The organism is Thermoplasmata archaeon (assembly GCA_038874435.1).
Classification (GTDB): Archaea; Thermoplasmatota; Thermoplasmata; order Lutacidiplasmatales; family SKW197; genus SKW197.
Genome location: JAVZCK010000006.1, coordinates 23,118 through 42,613 on the forward strand (window position 1 = coordinate 23,118; position 19,496 = coordinate 42,613).

15 protein-coding genes, 1 other RNA gene and 1 pseudogene are annotated in these 19,496 nt (G+C 43.1%); 12 read left to right on the forward strand and 5 right to left on the reverse strand.

Annotated features, from left to right (window positions below):
- The first annotated feature begins 1 nt into the window (after nucleotide 1).
- Nucleotides 2-4,342, forward strand: a complete 4,341-nt coding sequence (locus QXD64_03705) for a zinc ribbon domain-containing protein (GenBank protein MEM3396419.1) — start codon at nucleotides 2-4, stop codon at nucleotides 4,340-4,342.
- Here QXD64_03705 and ffs read toward each other — a convergent pair.
- Nucleotides 4,337-4,645, reverse strand: an RNA gene (ffs, locus tag QXD64_03710) — signal recognition particle sRNA. The genes QXD64_03705 and ffs overlap by 6 nt on opposite strands.
- Before the next feature lie 61 nt (nucleotides 4,646-4,706).
- On the reverse strand, nucleotides 4,707-5,309 hold the full coding sequence (locus QXD64_03715) for a hypothetical protein (GenBank protein MEM3396420.1): 603 nt from the start codon (nucleotides 5,307-5,309) through the stop codon (nucleotides 4,707-4,709).
- Nucleotides 5,310-5,449: 140 nt separating this feature from the next.
- Between QXD64_03715 and nrdD the strand changes: the two genes are divergently transcribed.
- A complete protein-coding gene (gene nrdD, locus QXD64_03720; protein ID MEM3396421.1) occupies nucleotides 5,450-7,519 on the forward strand; it encodes an anaerobic ribonucleoside-triphosphate reductase in 2,070 nt (689 codons plus the stop codon).
- A 92-nt stretch (nucleotides 7,520-7,611) separates the two neighbouring features.
- On the opposite strand, the gene QXD64_03725 is transcribed toward nrdD, so the two are convergent.
- Both QXD64_03725 and cutA read right to left on the reverse strand, forming a co-directional pair.
- On the reverse strand, nucleotides 7,612-7,989 hold the full coding sequence (locus tag QXD64_03725; protein MEM3396422.1) for a roadblock/LC7 domain-containing protein: 378 nt from the start codon (nucleotides 7,987-7,989) through the stop codon (nucleotides 7,612-7,614).
- Between the two features lie 74 nt (nucleotides 7,990-8,063).
- The gene (gene cutA / locus QXD64_03730) at nucleotides 8,064-8,405 is read right to left on the reverse strand and encodes a divalent-cation tolerance protein CutA (GenBank protein ID MEM3396423.1); all 342 of its coding nucleotides are present in this window, start codon (nucleotides 8,403-8,405) and stop codon (nucleotides 8,064-8,066) included.
- Nucleotides 8,406-8,483: 78 nt separating this feature from the next.
- Between cutA and pfdA the strand changes: the two genes are divergently transcribed.
- The 10 genes and pseudogenes from pfdA (at nucleotide 8,484) to QXD64_03780 (ending at nucleotide 16,889) form a co-directional block, all read left to right on the forward strand.
- A complete protein-coding gene (gene pfdA / locus QXD64_03735) occupies nucleotides 8,484-8,909 on the forward strand; it encodes a prefoldin subunit alpha (protein MEM3396424.1) in 426 nt (141 codons plus the stop codon).
- A 94-nt stretch (nucleotides 8,910-9,003) separates the two neighbouring features.
- A pseudogene (gene ftsY, locus QXD64_03740) lies at nucleotides 9,004-9,840 on the forward strand (signal recognition particle-docking protein FtsY).
- A complete protein-coding gene (locus QXD64_03745) occupies nucleotides 9,827-10,549 on the forward strand; it encodes an RNA methyltransferase (GenBank protein MEM3396425.1) in 723 nt (240 codons plus the stop codon). The pseudogene ftsY and the gene QXD64_03745 overlap by 14 nt, the downstream one beginning before the upstream one ends.
- A complete protein-coding gene (locus QXD64_03750) occupies nucleotides 10,539-11,234 on the forward strand; it encodes an anaerobic ribonucleoside-triphosphate reductase activating protein (GenBank protein MEM3396426.1) in 696 nt (231 codons plus the stop codon). The genes QXD64_03745 and QXD64_03750 overlap by 11 nt, the downstream gene beginning before the upstream one ends.
- 45 nt (nucleotides 11,235-11,279) lie before the next feature.
- Nucleotides 11,280-11,924 (forward strand): orotidine-5'-phosphate decarboxylase, encoded by a 645-nt coding sequence (pyrF, locus tag QXD64_03755; protein MEM3396427.1) that lies wholly within the window; start codon nucleotides 11,280-11,282, stop codon nucleotides 11,922-11,924.
- Nucleotides 11,925-11,992: 68 nt separating this feature from the next.
- Entirely contained in the window at nucleotides 11,993-12,604 is a 612-nt protein-coding gene (locus QXD64_03760) for a TIGR00296 family protein (protein MEM3396428.1), read from the forward strand.
- Entirely contained in the window at nucleotides 12,570-13,862 is a 1,293-nt protein-coding gene (gene pyrC / locus QXD64_03765) for a dihydroorotase (protein MEM3396429.1), read from the forward strand. Before QXD64_03760 ends, pyrC begins: the two co-directional genes overlap by 35 nt.
- A 31-nt stretch (nucleotides 13,863-13,893) precedes the next feature.
- Complete coding sequence (locus QXD64_03770) at nucleotides 13,894-14,220, forward strand: hypothetical protein (protein ID MEM3396430.1); 327 nt, start codon at nucleotides 13,894-13,896, stop codon at nucleotides 14,218-14,220.
- Between the two features lie 4 nt (nucleotides 14,221-14,224).
- Nucleotides 14,225-14,620: a hypothetical protein gene (locus QXD64_03775; protein MEM3396431.1), complete on the forward strand. Its 396-nt coding sequence runs from the start codon at nucleotides 14,225-14,227 to the stop codon at nucleotides 14,618-14,620.
- A gap of 133 nt (nucleotides 14,621-14,753) precedes the next feature.
- Nucleotides 14,754-16,889: a pre-peptidase C-terminal domain-containing protein gene (locus tag QXD64_03780; protein MEM3396432.1), complete on the forward strand. Its 2,136-nt coding sequence runs from the start codon at nucleotides 14,754-14,756 to the stop codon at nucleotides 16,887-16,889.
- On the opposite strand, the gene QXD64_03785 is transcribed toward QXD64_03780, so the two are convergent.
- A complete protein-coding gene (locus QXD64_03785) occupies nucleotides 16,879-19,449 on the reverse strand; it encodes a tetratricopeptide repeat protein (protein MEM3396433.1) in 2,571 nt (856 codons plus the stop codon). The two genes, QXD64_03780 and QXD64_03785, sit on opposite strands and share 11 nt — an antisense overlap.
- Nucleotides 19,450-19,496 lie beyond the last annotated feature (47 nt).

The following is a 19,496-nucleotide window of genomic DNA, read 5'->3' on the forward strand; positions in this document are numbered from 1 at the left end:
CATGAAAGAAATAATTGAAAAACTAGATAATGGGCTGCAGGTTTCCTGCCAGATTCCAAAGGGCTTAGCTGTTGCTTTTTACATTTCTCTGATCAAAGAAGCACTTGCCTCTGGTAAATTTGTTATCTGCGTGCTTTCTGAGATAGAGCCAAAAACCCTTATTGAAAAATTAAGGGAACGAGGCATTGATGAGAAAAATCTGAAACAGATTAGATGCATCGACTGGTATTCCTGGCAAACTGAAACAGTAATTAGTGTTGAAAGCATTGAACAGGGCTTTAGATGTGCTCGTGATACAATAAATCTCCAAATCGCACTCAACAAAGTGCTGAAAAGCAAGAAAGAAAGGGAGAAGATAGCAATTATTGAAATGGTAGATAGGTGTTGGGAGCTCTTTGGAGAACTGGAGACAATAGAAACGCTTATAAAATTCCAAAACAAGCTCAGGAAGCAAGGGATTCTCTCATTCTACACAATTACTAAGACAAAATCCACGGAAATTCTATCTAGATTTTCAGCAGCTGTTAAAATCTCTGAACGCAGTGGAAAAGTAAAATGTGAACTGCAGAAACAGGAAGAAAAAATTGAAATTAGATATAGATTGAAAGATGGGGTATTCGAACCCTACTCTGAAGAAAATGGATTGGAGAGGAGTGTAGAAATAGAGGTCTGCCCTGAATGTGGGGCGTATCTGCAACCAGACGAAGAAAAATGTGCAGTGTGCGGTGCAGTGATTACTCCAATGAAAGAGGAAGATGGAGAAAAAGAGAGACATAAATTCCATTTTGTGCTCTGCACAAACTGTGGAGCGTTTGTAAATGAAGACGCTGTGCGATGCTCAGTTTGTGGTGCCGAGCTGCTCGCTGGAGAAGAGGAAGAAGGGGCTGTAACAGAAATTCAAAGCAAGGATGAGAAAGAAGGCATATTCATCTGCAGCAACTGCGGTGCCTTTGTTAGTGCGAAGGCAAAAAAATGTGAGATCTGTGGAGCTAGCTTAGAAGCTGAAGAAACTGAAGAAGCTCTGGTCCAAGTAAATATTCCCGCTGAACCAGGGATCGATGAGAAATCTGTCTATGTTTGCATGCAATGTGGTGCATTTGTAGATGCAGAGAGGAAAAATTGTCCAATCTGCGGTGCTGAAATCGCAATTTCAGAAAAGGTTCCACAAAAAGCCCTTGAAAGAGTCCTTGAAACCTCACTTACACTTCCGAGCATCTGTCCCAGATGTGGAGCATTCGTGAGAGCTGGTGAGAATTGCAGTATTTGCGGAGACATAGGTAAACAGATGGTTCATGCAAAAGTCAATGGCTTGATAAATGGTGTTCGAGAGAAAAAGATTGTGGGAAAGGAGGGATTGATAAATGGATTTGTGAACGGGAGAGTAAACGGAAAGATACCTGCGAAGGTGTCCGTAAAAAGAGGGAGAAGAAAGGAGAAACAAAAACTTTGGAGAAAAGTTGCCGGGTTTCTTGCGGTTTTTATAGTTGTAGCTGCTGGATTGCTCAGCATTCTTTTGTTTGTCCAGTATCCCGGCATAACTGTAGATGGCAAATTTGAGGATTGGGAAGGCACGACAATCTATGAAAACCCTGTCTATAGCTTACAGAATCCAAGTGTGGAGATTGGTAAATACGGAGTCCATCTCTACAGAAACTATCTCTCCTTCTATGTGGAGGTGAGAGATGCTGCGATGCTGGGCAAAGCCTTCAACGAAACTGATGCCTTCTTCATGTTTGTGGATGCAGATGAGAGCGCAAGCACGGGCTATGCAATTTCTGGCATAGGGGCTGACTACATGGCTGTGTTTTCTGGCTGGGATTGTGCAGTAAAAAGTGCCTCTGCCTATCAATGGAACTCGAGCAGGAATCAGACAGATTTTAACGGATTTGAAAGCAAATACAGTGGCAAAGGAGCGGTTGATGGACAACGATTTGAGGGACAGTTCACGCTCACGCAGCCAGCTTCAATACCAAGGATTGTGTTTTACGCACAGGATAACTACGGGAACAGAAGCAGGGGCCAGGCCGTGGTTTCCACACATCCAGGCGCAATTGTTATCACACAAAGCAATCCACAGCATGGCATTGTTAATCATAGCCAGAATGTAGAATTGCTCCACCTTAGTGTTGAGACAAAGGCAAAGGAGAACTGGATCAGGCAAATCAATGTGAGCATTGCAGGGAATGCCAGTGCAACTGATTTTGATGGAATTGAGTTAAGGGCTGGAAATAATGTAGTTGCTGGGAATTACACAGACGGGATGTTCCGTTTTAATGTTTCAATGCCGCTTGAGAAAAACAGTGAGATGGAAATTGGTATTTATGCGAGGTTGAATTCAAGTGCGATTGGGAAATCTGTGGGATTGAGAATTCCAAGCCGGAGCGATGTTTTTGTGGAAAATGGTACAGCAACGCTTTATTCCAGTTTTATTGGCAACACTTATGTGGAGACAGTGCCACAAGAAATTGTGATTGATGGCGCATTTGCTGACTGGCAAAATGTGATGCTTAATACAGATACTGAAAATGACACTTTCCCGCCTGGCAGATTTGTCTGGCCCAGTGTGGACATTGCAAAGTATGGAATGGTGGACATGGAAAATGTGTCCTTCTATCTCTCAACCTATGGCGTTGTGCTTGCTGGTGAGGAACTGCCAATGATTGTGGAAAGACCGAGCGAGGTTGTGACGCCACCGCCACCAGAAGTCCCTGTGCTTGAAGGCATGGACGCTTTATTCGTGTTCATAGACATAGATGGCAATCGCTTAACCGGGTTTAGAGTTTACAGGGGAGAGATGGGTGCCGAATACATGATAATGGTTACTGGGAAGAACAACACAATTTACACGAGCGAGGTTTATCACTACGAGACATACATTGTTGAACAGAACTGGACCTACTGGACCTACATGGGAAATGTTAGTGCTGCAATTGGTAGCCATGAGATGGAATGTGCATTGCCAAAAACAATTTTGCAGGATGTTGGAAACAGGAGCGTAATTAGATTTGCGACAAAGAACTGGTTTGAGGCAGGGGACTGGAGCGACAGTGAAATCCTAACTAACTTTATGCGGGAAATTGATGCAAGAGTTGGAGAAGCAACAAGTGTGGTGATAAACGAAGTTTATCTTGTGAATTTAGTTGGTTGGATAGAAGTTGCAAATCCGCTCAGTGTGGCTGTCGATATCAGCGGATGGACCTTACAGGCGAGAGTGTGGGGATTGGGAAGGTGGTGGTGGATCCCAGTTTACTCTTTTCCCTCAAATACAATTCTTCAACCGTTTACATATGGTTATGATTATGAATATCTTCGAGCCGTAAATGTAGACCTTTCACCCTTTGAAAGCGTAGAACGAATTCGGTTGAGAGCAAATCAAGCAACAATAGATGAAATTAGACCTTTGCCCACTTCAGGCCAGAATGACCAGATTGCAAGATTCAAACATGAAGATAACGGAATTCCCATAGATACAAATGCAGATACTGATTGGTATTCAACAACCCTTCCCACCCAAACCGAACCCAATGATAGAAAAGCACCAAACATTGTTGTTGGTAAATTTACAAATGTAGAGGAGACACAGCCGGGTGGATTGATAACCTACACAATCTACTACAACAACACAGGTGATGGAAACGCAAAGGAGGTCTGGATAAATGATACATTACCAGATGGTGTCGCCTTTGTCTCCTCAAGCATTCCATACACCTCAACAGACGGCAGAACCTACAGATGGTATTTTGGCACTGTAGTGTATGATAGCCAGAATGCACTGACAATCACTGTGCAGGTGAATGCTACTGTTGGTGATGGTGTTACCCTCACGAATGTAGTCGACCTGACTTACAAGGACCAGCTGCGGAGAAGCATGCCCTCGAGCCAGGCAAGTGCACAGGTGCTCTGCAGAAGACCAAATATTGTTGTTGAAAAGGTTGTTGACAAAACGGTTGCAAGTTATGGCGAGATTCTCACATACACAATTTACTACAACAACACAGGCGCGGGCATAGCAGGGCATGTCTGGATTAACGACACATTACCAGATGGTGTGGATTTTGTTTCTGCTTCTGACGGTGGCGTGTTAGATGGAAATGTGGTGCGATGGCACTTTACGAATGTCGCTCCTGGGAGCCACTATGTGACTTTGCAGGTAAGTGTGAATGTTACGCAAGGCACACTCACGAACTGGGCATTCCTGAACTACACATCGCTCTATGGTGTAAAGTTCCAAGAAAGCAGTGACAGTGCAAACACTACGGTTGTGCCTGAAATCAAATTTTTTGGTTTTATTTTTGTTTTTCCACTTATTGTCCTTGTCCGCAAAAAACAAAGGTTCTGCTAGGCCCCTGGGATTGGGGTCTGGTACATTGCCTGAACTGCCCGCATGCTTTCTCGGCTCCGCTACCTTGCAAGCGTGAAGATTCCACGGTGAGGCTGCTCCCGTCAGGGCCTGACCCGTTCTCCATGGACACACACAGGTTAGCATCCCTCCAGATGCGCTCCTGTGTTCTCTCACCCAGCAAGACAGAACCTCATTGTCCACACACGGATTCAGGCAAGACCAGGGCCTCGCTCCCAGGTGTCGCCCCTGCGTAAAGGCGATTTCAGGTGTAGGGGACGCCTAACCCCCCGGCCAAGCCTAGCAATAACACTAATTATATTGGTGTATTTAATTCCTGCGGAAAGCTCTTTGGAAAACCAAATACTCACACCAATTTGCCTTGTTTTGTCTTTCGCTCCAGTGAAAGCAACTTCACTCCATAATCCTCAAGCACAAGAATTGAGAGGATTTCCAGCATCTCCTGCTCGTGATTTTTTGTAGGAAGAAAAGCCCTGTCTGCCTCAACATTGTATTTCATTCGTTTCATTCTCTGGACAATCTCTTTTCTTTCATCGTTTGATAATGTTACAGCCTTTAATGCGCTGAAATCAGTGAAGTTGACAAACAGGAGTTCATCTTCAAGAACTGGTCTCTTGAAAATTTTGTGGAGAATGTAAACATATATCTCAACTGCTCTCTCTCCAGCATACCCTCTCTGCTCTATTATTCTCCTCAGTGTAGTGTAAATGTCGCGTCTGTAGGTAGGAGAAAGGGTGTAAACCTTTGCAGGTGGAACTCTCTTCTCTGAAAGCAAGCCCATGTCTGCAAGTGCCTGGAGATAGCCAGTAACCATAAGGCGGTGCGGTGAGCCAGCATCCTGTCTCTGCGAAAGCTCCCTGTGAATCTGGTTGATTGACTTTTCTGCATTATCTCTTAAGATTTCAAGAATTATGTCCTTCAGCTTTGCCTCTGTCTCAAAAAGCTCCATGATTGGTAACAGAATTGGTAACATATAAACTTTTTTCATCAACTCCTTGTTACCAATTCGGGTGAATGACCAAGTTAAAAAAAATTTATTAGGGGATTGAAAAATCCGAGGGCAGGAACTTGTTAGAAGAGGTGAAAATTATGGATAAGGTAAGTGAAAGCACAGAACTCTCTCTCTTCGTTAGAACCTCAGATGAAGAAATAAAAGAATGGAACAGAGAAAAAATCTATGAGGCACTGATGCGAGAGACGACAATAAGCCCTGACGCAGCTATGATTGTTGCGAAAGAAGTGGACAAAATGATAAAAAACATTGGAGTAGAGGTGATTACTGCTCCGCTCATCAGAGAAATCACAAATGTAAAATTGATAGAATATGGGCTGGAAAAAGTAAGGAGACAGCACACAAGGTTAGGCGTGCCAATCTATGATGTAAAAATGATTCTTATGAATCCAAACAAGGAAAATGCAAATGTGCCCCATGGACCAGAAGCAACAAACCTCACGCTTGCAGAACAGATTAAAAAGGAGTATGCCTTACTTGAAGTTTTCAGCCAGGATGTTGCAGATGCCCACATGAGGGGAGACATCCATCTCCATGACCTTGGATTTGTTGATAGACCTTACTGCAGTGGCCAGAACATTGAGTATGTTAAAAAATTCGGGCTTAATTTACCAAATGCAATTTCAATTGCAAAGCCAGCAAAACACCCTGAAGTCCTCATTGCCCAGATTGTCAAATTTTCCGCTGCGTTGCAGGGCCATTTTGCTGGAGCCATTGGATGGGATGCATTCAACATCTTCTTTGCCCCTTACCTCGTTGGTGTAAGCGAGGAGCGAATGAAACAACTTGCCCAAATGCTTGTCTTTGAATTTGCTCAACAGGCTGTGGCAAGAGGCGGCCAATCCATATTCAGTGATTTAAACCTGTATTGGGAGGTGCCAAAACACTTTGAGGATGTACCTGCAATCGGACCTGAGGGAAAACCAACAGGCAACACCTATTCAGATTACATTGAGGAATCCCACAAGTTCTTGAGGGCTTTGTTCAGTGTGTATCTCGAAGGCGATGCAATGGGTCGCCCATTCTTCTTCCCGAAACCAAATGTGCACATCACTGAAAAACTGTTTGAAACAGAAGGACATGAGGAATTCCTGGAATTAATTTCAAGAACTGCAGTTGAAAAAGGCAACACCTACTTTGTGTTTGACAGAGGAGGCACTGCAAAAATCAGCGAGTGCTGTCGGCTTGCTTTCAAGCTTGAAAAAAACGATTTTGATGATGCAAAGACGCCATGGAAAATGCGATATTCTGCAATGCAAAATGTCACACTGAACTTGCCCAGAATTGCCTATAATGCAAATCGCGACGATACAAAACTGTATGAGATTTTGACTCAAAGAATGGAAATTGCTGTGAAGGCCCACATGCAGAAACGCGATTTCATAACCCAGATTTTGAAAATGGGCAAACATGGACCCCTTGCACTGCTTGCAATGGAACTTGATGGGGAGCCGTACTACAGGTTGTATCGAGCTACCTTCCTAGTAGGCCTTCTCGGACTCAACGAAATGGTACAGTATCACACTGGCTATCAGCTGCATGAGAACGCTGAGGCGCTGAAACTCGGACTGAAAATCGTAAATCACATGAAGAAAGAGGCAGAGAGAATCGGACAGGAAAACGGAATAAGGGTTGTACTGGAGCAAACACCAGCGGAAAGCACTGCCTACAGATTTGCAAAACTTGACATGAAATACTATCCACTCCAGACACCAACAGTGATAAAGGGCGACAGAAAACGAGGTGAGATTTATTACACCAATTCTACCTACCTGAATGTTTCAGTGCCTCTGAGCCCGATAGAGCGTGTCAAGAAAGAGGGCATGTTCCATCCACCAATCGAGGCAGGTGCACTAACACACATCTGGCTCGGTGAGAGTAAGCCAGACATCCAAAGCCTCTCTAACTTTGTCACAAAGGTTTTCCACAACACCCAGAATGCCCAGATTGCCTTCAGCCCAGAATTCACCTCCTGTCTTGCATGTGGCAAAACCCACAGGGGCCTGAGCGAAACCTGTCCATCTTGTGGAAGCACGAATGTGGAAGGAATCACAAGGGTTACAGGATTCTTCTCAAAGATAAGTGGCTGGAACAAGGGAAAAATTGGTGAGCTAAAGGAGAGATATAGAGTCAGCGCACTCAACTAAAACTTTACTGTTTAAACTTTTTTCAATTTAACAACCATATTAATCATTTTTAAATAAAAAATAAAAGAAAGTATGGGTGAGCATCGTGAGTTTTAATACCGATTCTGGCTATAGATTCGTTTAATCTCTTCAATGAGGTCTGGAAGTGTGGATTTAAGTTTCTCGTCGCAGGAGTTTGTAGCCAGACAGACAAAAAGCAAATCCCTGTTTATCTCCTTTGCAGATATTACTTTGGCACCGGCCTTCACTTTGATTTCTTCGAGATTGCTAGCTATCTTCAATTCTGCTTTTGCGGTCTCTGCTGCCCCCATCATCGTGGCACTCATTATTGAAAACACATCTGGGTTTGCACAGGAGGGGAGGTAAGAAGCAAGGAGAGTACCATCTTTCTTAAGCACTGCAGCACCATCATACCCACATTTTGACTGCATAGCTGCCAGCAACTCATAGAGTTCTCCCCGCAGGCTCATGTTTTCCTCTATTGCATACTAATATTTAAATCTTCTTTTTTACTCGTTGTTTTTTTGTTAATTTTGTAAACAAATCATTTTCCCATCACTATCTTCTGCATCCACATCATGTAGTCATTTGAACCTTCATCTACCATGATGGAAATAATCTCTGGTACAGTGTAGGGATGATTTGCCTTTATTTCTCGCTCCACCTCTTCATACCTCTTCTTGCAGGTCTTTATGAAACAGAGAAATTCAGTGGCACTCTCTATTTTACCTTCCCACCAGTATCTGCTTTTAATGGGCCCAAGAATTTGCACACAGGCAGCAAGCTTCTTTTCCAGTAATACCATGGCGATTCTTTCAGCATCTTCTTCTCTTTCCGTAGTTGTAAGCACAACTATACCTCGCATACTGTTTTCCGCTCTTTTCAAGATTTCACCTCTCGCCATGAATGTCACCCTCAGATTTAAATCCCACCTCTCTTTTTGTTTTCTCAATAAGGTGATTGAATGAAAGACGAGGAAGTACAGGCATACCTGATACAGCTGGAAGAATATGAGAAGAACATGAATGTGCTTGCCAACCAGCAAGAACTGATGAGAAAATCGCTTGAGGAGCATCTTAAAGTGCTTGAAACCCTGAAGAATTTTGCAGCGTTGGAAAAGGAAACTGAGATTCTCATTCCACTGGGTGCTGGTGTTTTCCTGCCCGGCAACTCCAAAAACATGGATAGAGTGATTATAAACATCGGAGGCAACATCTTCATGGAGGCAAAGATGGAGAAAGCCACAGAGATGGTAGAGAAAAGGGCAAACGGTATAAAGGAAGCGATAGAGAAAATTTCAAGACAGATGGCTGCGATTGAAAGAGAGGCAGGAAAAATCACAAATCTGCTGAGAGAGGAAGAGGAGAAGAGGCTTGGTCGCAATGCTTGAGTCCTTGAAAAACAAATTCAAGGCAGTCATAAGCAGAACCAAGTCAGAAGCTGTGGAAAAGACACCGTTTGCTGATGGAGTGCTCGGCTGGAAAATTAAAGAAGAGAAGCTTGATGAAATTCTTGAAGAGCTGGAGCTTGAGCTGCTTTCCGGAGATGTCGCACTTGAGGTTGTTGAGGCGATAAAGAAAAAAATGAAGGAAAATCTCGTGGGTAAAAGAATAAAGTTTGGTGAGGACATAGAGGCTGTGGTAAAGGATGCGATGAGAAACGCACTCATTTCAGTGATGAACATCCCTGGAGTTGATATTGATAAGTTGGTTGAAAAAAAGAAGCCATTCGTGATAATGTTTGTTGGCGTAAATGGAACAGGAAAAACCACCGCAATTGCAAAAATTGCAAATTACCTGCAAAAGCAGGGCAAAACCTGTGTGCTTGCTGCCGGTGACACTTTCAGAGCAGGGGCAATAGAGCAGATTGAAGTCCATGCAAACAAGCTGGGCGTGAAGCTTGTGAAACATGCCTCAGGCAGTGATCCTGCAGCAGTTGCATTTGATGCAATTGAGCATGCTAAAGCAAGGGAGAAGGATGTGGTATTGATTGATACTGCTGGAAGGATGCAGACCAATACAAACCTCATGGAGGAGATGAAAAAGATAAAGAGGGTTGCTAAGCCAGACCTCGTGATTTTTGTTGGCGATTCTCTTGCTGGCAATGATGCAATTGAGCAGGCGAGGAAGTTCAATGCAGAAGTGGGTGTAGATTGTGCAATTCTGACAAAGATAGATGCAGATGCGAAAGGAGGGGCTGCACTTTCAATTGCTTATGCAATTAAAAAACCGATTCTGTTTTTAAGCAATGGGCAGGGCTACGAGGACATAATTAAATTCAAGCCAGAGTGGCTCGTTAACAAGATTCTTGCGGAGGGATGAGAGCATCCCAGAGTTTGCAGTCGTGCTTGTAGGTCTAAAGCATGAGGGGAATGTGGGTGCGGTTGCAAGGGTGATGAAGAACTTTGGTTTCCATGAACTGCGGCTTGTAAACTGTGCTTTCGGAGAGGAGGCAAAGAAAAGGGCAATGCATGCAAATGATATTCTTGCAGAGGCAAAGCACTATCAGAATTTTGATGCTGCAATTGAAGGTCTGGACATTGTAGTTGGAACAAGTGGTGTTGCCTCAGACAAAGAGAGGCATTATCTGAGACACCCGCTCAGCCCCGAAGGTTTTCTTAGAAAATACAGGAAGTTTGGTGGGAAGATTGGACTTGTGTTTGGCAGAGAGGATTTCGGATTGTTGAATGAGGAACTTGCAAAGTGCGATGTGCTGGTAAACATCCCCACCAGTGAGGAATATCCAATCATGAATGTTTCCCATGCTGCTGCCGTGCTTCTCTATGTGTTGAGAGAGAGAGGAGAGAGACGCAGGTTTTCAAAGCCAGAACGGCTCGAACTTAGGGAAATGCATGCTGCATTCGGTGAACTGCTGGATGTGATAAAGTATCCTGAGCACAGGAAAAGGAATGCCCAGATAATGTTTAGGCGGCTGGTTGGCAGGGCGGCTATCACAAAACTTGAGACAAGCATGTTGATTGGCGTTTTCAAAAGAGCTGCGAAGAAGAGAGGTGAAAAAAATGAAAATTAAGGGATTTCTGAAGACCTCGTTTCTAGACTGGGATGGAAAGGTTTCTGCAGTGGTGTTTCTTCCCGGTTGTAATTTTAGATGTGGTTTCTGCCATAATTGGTTACTCGTGGAAGACACTGAAAAAATTCCAGATGTTCCAGATGACTATGTGCTTTCCTTCCTTACAGAAAACAAGGATTTTGTTGATGGGGTGTGCATAACAGGCGGTGAACCATGTCTCCATGAAACGGAGGTGCTGGAGTTTGCAAAGAAAGTGAAGGGGCTTGGATTGGGTGTAAAGCTGGACACAAATGGTTCAATGCCCGATGTGCTGAGGAAATTGTTAGATGCAAAGGTTGTGGATTATGTGGCAATGGATGTGAAGGCGCCGCTGGATGCTGGGAAGTACAGTGCTGTTTGCGGTGTGAATGTTAATATAGAAAAAATAAAGGAGAGTGTTCAAGTGCTGAAGGAATTTGGAAATTACGAATTCAGAACCACATACATCCCAGAGTTGCACACGGAAGAGGATTTGCGTAACATTCTTGCTTTTCTACAGAAGCCCAGAAAGTATGTAATTCAGAGGTTTGTAGCCCAGAATGCGTTCTCAGAGAAGTTGAGGAAGAGCAAGGAAGTGAGTATGGAGGAACTGGAAGCAATTGCGAGGAAGATGGAGGGTCTTGCGGAAAAGATTGTGGTGAGATGAAGTTTCACCGCTAATTATTTTAACCTTTCCAGTATTCTGAGGTACATGCTTCAAAGAAAGAAAGGACTGATATTAGCGCTCGATGTAACCGAAAGAGAAAGGGCTTTGAAAATTGTCAGAGAGGTATATCAGTATGTGGATGCAATTAAAGTAAACTACCCACTCGTGCTCGGTTGTGGAATTGAAATAGTGAAAGAAATTGCACCTATGAAATATGTGCTCTGCGATTTTAAAATTGCTGACATACCAAATACCAACAGGTTGATAGCAGAATTGGCATTTGGAAAAGGGGCTTCTGGCGTGATAGTCCATGCATTTCCAGGCAGAGATTCCTTGAAAGCAGTCAAGGATGTAGCAGATAAATTTGGAGGAGATGTCTTCACCGTAGTGGAAATGAGTCACCCAGGTGGTGCAGAATTTACTGCAAAGCATGCTGAGGAGTTTGCTTCAATTGCAAGGGAAGTTGGTGCAAGAGGCATAATTGCACCCGCAACAAGGCCAGAAAAAATTGAAAGGCTCAGGAAAATAATAGGTGAGGAGATGCTTATTCTCTCGCCTGGTGTGGGAGTCCAGGGTGGCAATCCTGTTCAAGCAATTAAGGCGGGTGCTGATTATCTTATTGTGGGCAGAAGCATTTATGAGGCTGCAAACCCTGCGAAGGAGGCAGAAGGGCTGAGGATGCTGCTCTAGAAATAAACGAAACTGTTATTATCTCCCCTTCCTATCTCCTTTTGCAGTTGGCTGCAGGTAGTGTGGAAATGCCCAGATATACAGATGAGGATGGAGTATTTGCTGTGAAGACTGCAAGGGAAACAATAAACAAATATCTGAAGGAGAGAAAAGTTCTGGAGGTTGAGGAAGTTCCGCCAAAGTTCAAGGAGAAGGCAGGTGTATTTGTCACACTTGAATCCTATCCTTCCATGGAACTCAGGGGTTGCATTGGCTATCCAGAACCAATCTTTCCTCTCATAGATGCACTGAGGAATGCAGCAATAAGTGCAGCCACTGAAGACCCAAGATTCTTTCCGATTGGACCAAAAGAATTTGAGGAAACGGTTGTGGAGGTGAGTTTGCTTACACCACCTGAGTTGATAAATGTAAAAAAACCAGAAGAATATTTATCAAAAATAGAGATTGGAAGAGATGGCCTAATTGTAGAGCGAGATTTTTATAGAGGGCTGCTCCTCCCTCAAGTGCCTGTTGAGTGGAAGTGGGATAAGGAGGAGTTCTTAGCCCACACATGCAGAAAAGCAGGACTTCCATCTGATGCATGGAAATCTAAAAATACAAAGATATATTCTTTCAGTGCAGAGATATTCCATGAAGTTAAACCGCATGGTGAAATTAAAAGAAAGATTCTTAAACCCTGAGCTCGTAATAGAAGGGAGAATTTTTTTCAAGGGCAAGCTTGTTTCTGGCTCAATTGCAATTGCTAACGAGCGGATAGTGGGAATAGGAAAATCGCTGAGAGGTGATGAAAGGGTCGATTTCGGTGATAAAATTATTCTTCCTGGATTCACAGATATCCATGTGCACTTCAGAGAGCCAGGCATGGAACATAAGGAGAATTTCGAGACAGGGTCACGAGCTGGGTTGAGAGGTGGTATCACCACTTACTTTGATATGCCGAATACAAAGCCCCCAGCAAACAGTTTCAGAAGAATCGAAGAAAAAATCGGATTTGCAAAAAAGAAAAGCTTTTCGGATTTTGGTATCTATGGCCTTGTTTCAGAGACAACAGAGCCAAACAATGTGGCAAATGCAGATGCTTACAAAATTTTTATGTCTGCAAGTACCGAGAGCGAGGAATTTAGGGACTATTCGATGCTTAAAGAGGTTCTTGAAAAGTTCCAAGATAAAGTAATTGCAGTGCACCCAGAACACAAGGAATTTATAAGAAAAATAACCCCAAAAACCCTCAGGGAGCACTATCTAGCCAGAAAGGATGCAGAGATTGAAGCTGTAAAATTCATGGCTAAATATAATAATTTTAGATTCCATTTCTGTCATATTTCCACACCTGAAGGTCTGGATTTGCTCGAAAACCCTGGAAAAATTACATTTGAATCTACACCGCATCATCTTCTCCTCAACCTGAAATCAGGAAATGATGCCAGGTATAAGGTGAATCCACCATTACGAACAGAGGATGAGCAGAAAAAAGTTTACCAGGCATTTTTAGATGGGAAAATTAAAATTCTTGCCTCTGACCATGCGCCTCATTTGCTTGAGGAAAAAGAAAACTTTGAGACTGCACCATCCGGTGTGCCGGGAATTGAAACAATGATTCCACTGTTTATTCTTCTTGCTAAACATGGAGAAATTCCACTTGAAACTGTTGTTACTGCTGGTGCTGTTAATCCAGCAGCGTTATTCTCGCTAAAAAAAGGAGAAATAAAAGAGGGATATTTTGCAGACCTTACTGTCTGGGACCCATCTGAAATAAGAGAGATAAAGGACAAAGATATCTGGAGCAAATGTGGTTGGAGTCCTTTTTCTGGCAGAGAGGCAATTTTTCCTTCGCATGTTTTTTTGCGGGGAACTATGATGATTGAGGATTATGAATTTGTAGGGGTAAAAAAGGGTATGCATGTGTGCGAATTAGGAGAAACAAAAGCGAAGATTTAATTACTTCCTTCGCATTATTGGTATTGAGAGCATGGTTGGTGTGGAAATTTCAGTTGGTGACCTTGCCCTGATAAACTTCAGAATAGGACGGGTAGTGCGGATAGAGAAGATAGAGAACAGTTTGAGAGAGAGAATAAAGAAGGAGTGCGAAAAACTCGGCCTCACTCTGAGTGACTTCAGCCATCTGATTTCAATCCAGTTTTTTGACGACAACACAGTCCAGCGATTTCCAGAATCGCTTATCAACAAAGAGGGGGACCTTGTGAAACTGAACGATTATTACATGGGCTGGGTGCCAGTGAGCACACTCGTAGAACTCAGTCACATTCTAAGAGAAGAAAAAGTTACAAAGGACTGAGATTATGGCTGGCGTGAAACTTTCAAATGTGGTTTGGGCTGCTGTTGCTGGTATAGGCTTCTTGATATTGATTCTCATTTTCGTATGGATCTGGCTGGTATATACACCCATGTGGGCATGTGTGATATCAGGGATTTTATCGCTTCTTCTAGGAACGCTAGCATACTTTGGACAGGCCTCACTCGAAAAACCAATATTTGGGCAGATTTCTGCAGTGGTCTTTGGAATTTTGGGTATTGGCTTTTTGATGGGTGCCGCATGGTTGCAGGTAGATGCACTGAAAATTCCTTGTCTGATTGCAGTGCTTATTGTTGCTTTTATCGTGTTTGGATTCGGTGCATGGAAAATCAAAGACATTGAGCTGGAGAAGGAAATAAGGGCGAAGAGAAAGAAACTTTGAGATTGCATTTTTTGGTGCTTAAAAATACAGTGTTTTCTGTCGTCTGGCAAGTAAGTTAACTATTGCTTGTAGTTAACAAGCGAAATGCTTATATACTTCCAATTATTAGTATTAACTACAAAGAGGTGTTAATATGGAGCCAAAGAAAAGAAAAGGCAGAATGGTCGCAGGCGTGGCGGGTGCAGTGGTAACCATGCTGGTAATCAGCATGTTGTTGATGATTGTAAGTGTAAGGATGGGAAGTGCAGATGATGTAGAAACGGACCTTGCTGTGAATTCCACTTTGAGCGGAAGTTTAAGTGGGGCTGGCAAGAAGGATTATTACAAGATTGTTGTAAACAGCGGGAGCAAGTTGATTGTGAAAATTGATGGACCAAATGGTGGGAGTGTTGACTTTGACCTTTACATAAAGAAGGACGGGAAGCCAACAACCTCAAGCTACACTGCAAGGGGTTACACGAGCTCTAGTGATGAGCAGGTGAGCGTGAGCGCGCCTTCAGGCACTTACTATGCAATGGTTTATGCCTATAAGGGCTCTGGCAGTTACACAATTACTGCAACTGTGGAAGGCGGCAATGGAGGTGGTGGCGGTGGAGACAACGGCAACACGAATAATACCGATCCAAACACTCCATCCCAACTCCAGTTTGATATGCCAGTTACAGGCACACTTGATGCGAGCAAAACAAAAGCATACTATTACTTTGATGCACCAAGGGCGGCAGCAAAAATCAAGGTTGTGTTAGACGGCCCAAGTGGTGCTGACTACGACCTTTATGTTAAGAAAGACAGCACACCAACAACCTCAAGTTACCTTGTCAGAGGCTACACAAATTCTGCAGATGAAACAGTGCTTATCACTAACCAGACAGTAGATGTAGTCGCTGGAAGATACTATGTGCTTGTAAACAGATACTCTGGAAGTGGACAATACACATTAACAGCGAGTTTTGAGACAATTGGTGGTGGAAGTTCTGGAAATAACTCCTCAGAGTCTGATGTGATTGAACTTCGTGCAGGTGTAGCAGTGACAGGGGCGCTAGATGCAAGCCATGCAAAAGAATACTACAAAATTACAGTGAGCTCAGGCACAGCACTCAAGGTGGTGCTGGATGGTCCAAGCGGTGCTGACTTTGATTTGTATGTGAAAAAGGGTGCGATGCCCACAACCTCAAGCTATGATGTTCGTGGATACACAAATTCCGCTGATGAGCAGGTAAGTGTGAGCAATCCTTCTGGAACTTACTACATCATGGTAAACAGGTACTCTGGCTCTGGCAGTTACACAATCACTGCAAATGTTGACACTGGAAATAATGGTGGTGGCAACAACCCAAATGGTGATGACGACGGGGATGGACTTACAAACGCAAAAGAGACAGAACTTGGCACAAATCCAAACAACCCAGATACAGATGGAGATTATATTCCAGATGGAATTGAAGTAAACATGTATGGCACAGACCCAACAAACAAGCAGTATGAAGCTCAATCCGCAAAAACACCATGGTCTGGATATTGGTGGCCAATGAAGGACAATGGGACCGCAGAGCCGTGTGCAAAGTACGATGCTTATGTGAACAAAACAAGGGGCTATAATCCACAAGCAGAAAAATGGGAGAAAGAACACCATGGGTGGAGCCCGAATGTGCAGTCATGGTGGGGACACTGCCATGCCTGGAGTGCAGCAGCAGTGAGTGAGGATGAGCCCACTCATTCGAAGACAGTGCAGGGGATTACATTCACAGTTGGGGACTTGAAGGGTCTGCTTACAGAATCTTACTACTCCTCTTCCTGTGACCTCTTTGTTGGCACAAGGTACAACGGGCCTTCAAACAATGTCCAGGATGTGCTGCCTAAGGACTTCCATATAACATTGCTGAAATGGATAGGAACAAAGAAGAAAGCAGTGGTAATGGACATCACTGCCACTGAAGAGGTCTGGAACTACCCTGCCTACAAATACACAATGACCGTGAGCAATGACACACAGGACAGCAGCAAGAAGCACTTTGTTGTAAAAGTGTGGTTTGCAGATGATGGGGTCTGGAAGGACTATGTAGGCACGAAGACGTTCACAATCACCTACAAGTACTGGCTTAAATTCAGCACTAACGGAATAACTGATGGGGCATGGGAAGGCGGAAGTGAGAACACAAATGCAGATGCCCAGGCACATCCAGACTTCATCTGGCATCCAAGTGGTCCGGGAGTGGACTGGGGCTGTCAACTCAGGTATGAAATCGTAAAAGAAATCATCAACGCATAAACTTTTTTTCCAATTCTTCTTTTGCCTCCTGTACTTCTTTTTCTAATCCAATTTTTGCAGCTTCATTGAGGGCTTCCTCAATTGCTGATCTAAATTTTTCTTCATCACCCTTCTCTGCATATGCCTCCGCAATATCAATTTGGTTATATACCAACATCCATTTGTCCCCTGTTTTCTTGCAGAGACGCTTAACCTCAAGATAGAGCGAAAGTGCCTTTTCAATTTCACCAATTTCAAAATAAACATTTCCCAGATTGTTCTTTGCAATTGCAATACCTGCAAGGTCATGAACTATTTCTTTCATTTCCACTGTCTTCTCAAGACATTTTCTTGCATTCCCGAAATCCTCCAATTCATAGTAAACCATTCCAAGGTTGTTGTAAACTTGGGAAAGCCCTTGTTTGTCGTTGTTTCTAGCAAAAATTTCCTCAGCCATTCTCAGGTTAGCAATGCTCTCATCGTAGTTTCCCAAGTAGTAGTAAGTGGAGCCAATTCGGGTATAGCAGTTTCCAGCATCTTTTTCCATTCCATGTTTTGTGAAAAATTCTAGGGCTTTTTCCTGGCATTCAATCGCATTCTTATAATTACCTGCTCGTTCATGAATGTAACCCTTGATTGTAAGCAGGCGCGTGATTTCTCCTGCTGCAGTAGAGGATGTACCAGTAATAACTTCAAATGCTTTGTTTATACTTTCCATTGCTTTTTCATGCTCGCCCATCTTAAGATAAACCTCTGCCCTAGTTGCATAGGTTCTCCCAAGTTCTGCACCAGGCTCTCCCAGGAGAGAAATCTTCTCGTCCAAAACTTTCATTGCATCCTCGTAGAGTCCAGACGCAAGATAAATCTCAAGAATCTTATTCAGGGTTTTCAAGGCAATCTCAAAATCTTGGACATCCTTCTTGTTCAACGTTGTAAAAAGCGCCTTCAAAATCTCTATAGCTTCATCGTATGCGAATCTGCCAACAAGTTTCTCAGCAACCAAAAATCCATGCTCTTTCAACTTATCCAGACGTTTTGCCTTCCTATAATGGTAAAGTGCATCAATTATCTTTTCTTCATCACCCTTTTTGTACTCCGCCTCCAGAATTCCACCAAGCATTTCATGAAGAGCAGTTCTGAGTTCATCACCCATCTCCTGGTATATCACATCTCTAATTCTAGTAGGGTCAAATCTATATTTGCCTTCCTCGTGCTTTATCAGTCCATGAATCTTCTCGATTCTAGACAATGCTCTGAGAAGCTTTATTTTCTCCATGTCAACCATTTTTTCTAGCAATGGAGTGACAAACTCGGTTCCAAGAACACTAGCTGTTTCAAGCACCTCAAACTCCTCATCACTCAACCTGGTAATTTTCTCCCTTATTATCTCATAGATTCTTTCTGGGATTTTTATTTCTTCTCGATCATACGTCCACAATCCTCCCTCTTGTCTGAGCAGTTGCTTATCAGTAAGATACTTCAGCAGCTCAATTACAAAGAGTGGGTTTCCCTCTGTTTCAGAGTACACTTTTTCCTTAAAACTTTCGTCCACATGCCCTCCAAGAACGCACTCTATCAACGCGGCAACACCCTCTCTATCTAGTGGAGCAAGAGTCAAAACTTCGATTAGATTTTCAGACCGCATTGTATTTATCATCCCAGGTAAGACACTCGTAGTTGGAATTTCATCTGTTCTAATTGCACATAGCACCCCAACCTTTTCTGAAGCAATATCCCTACCAATGTAGCTGAGAAGAGAAAGAGAAGAACTGTCTGCCCAATGTAAGTCATCAATGAGTATGAGCACTGGCTTTTTCATAGCCATTCTTTTGATTCCACGAAGCACATTTTCAAAAATGCCTGCCTTTTTATCTGCAGTTTCCAGTGCCACCTTAGTGTATTTGTCAGATTCAACAAGTTCTCTGAGCATCACTGTGACTTCATCAATATCTGTATCCAATGCATTAGGATTATTGTCTATTTTATCAACTAGTTTTTTCATGTCTTCTAGCAGATATTCGTTTTCAACGCCTTCAACCAATGCAACAAGATTCACAACTCTACCAGGTAAGCTCACTATCGTAAACTCACCGTGCCGCATCACTCCAATTTTTTCCTCAATTTCTTTGTGATTTTGGCCAGCAATCTGAGTCATCGAATCCTTTATGAAATTTTCAACCGCTGTTACCATTCCAAGAAAAATGTCAGGGTCTATGTTTTTCAAGGTCTTCTCGTGTTTTGAAAGGATTATGCCTCCTTTATTTACCAGATAAAGAGCATCTAAGTTTGGGCATGTCTCTGAAAGTAAATGATCTAGATCTGCAGATTTAAGCATGCTGTAAAATGGTGCTAGTGGCAAGGCAGCACCAGGTAGGCACTTAGTATGAAGAACGCAGAAGTTCTCTTCCTCTGCCTTCTTCTTTACTTCTTCAAGCAATCTAGTTTTTCCCACTCCTCCCTCTCCCTGAATCAGAAAAATGCTACCGGCTCCATTTGCCGTCTTCCTAATGAGCCGATCTAGATAAGAAATTTCCTTTGTTCTGTCTACAAATGCTGGGGGTAGGTTGAGTGCAATCGTCATCAAAATAGGGTAATCTCACTAAACTATTAATCCCTTTCTAAGTTTAG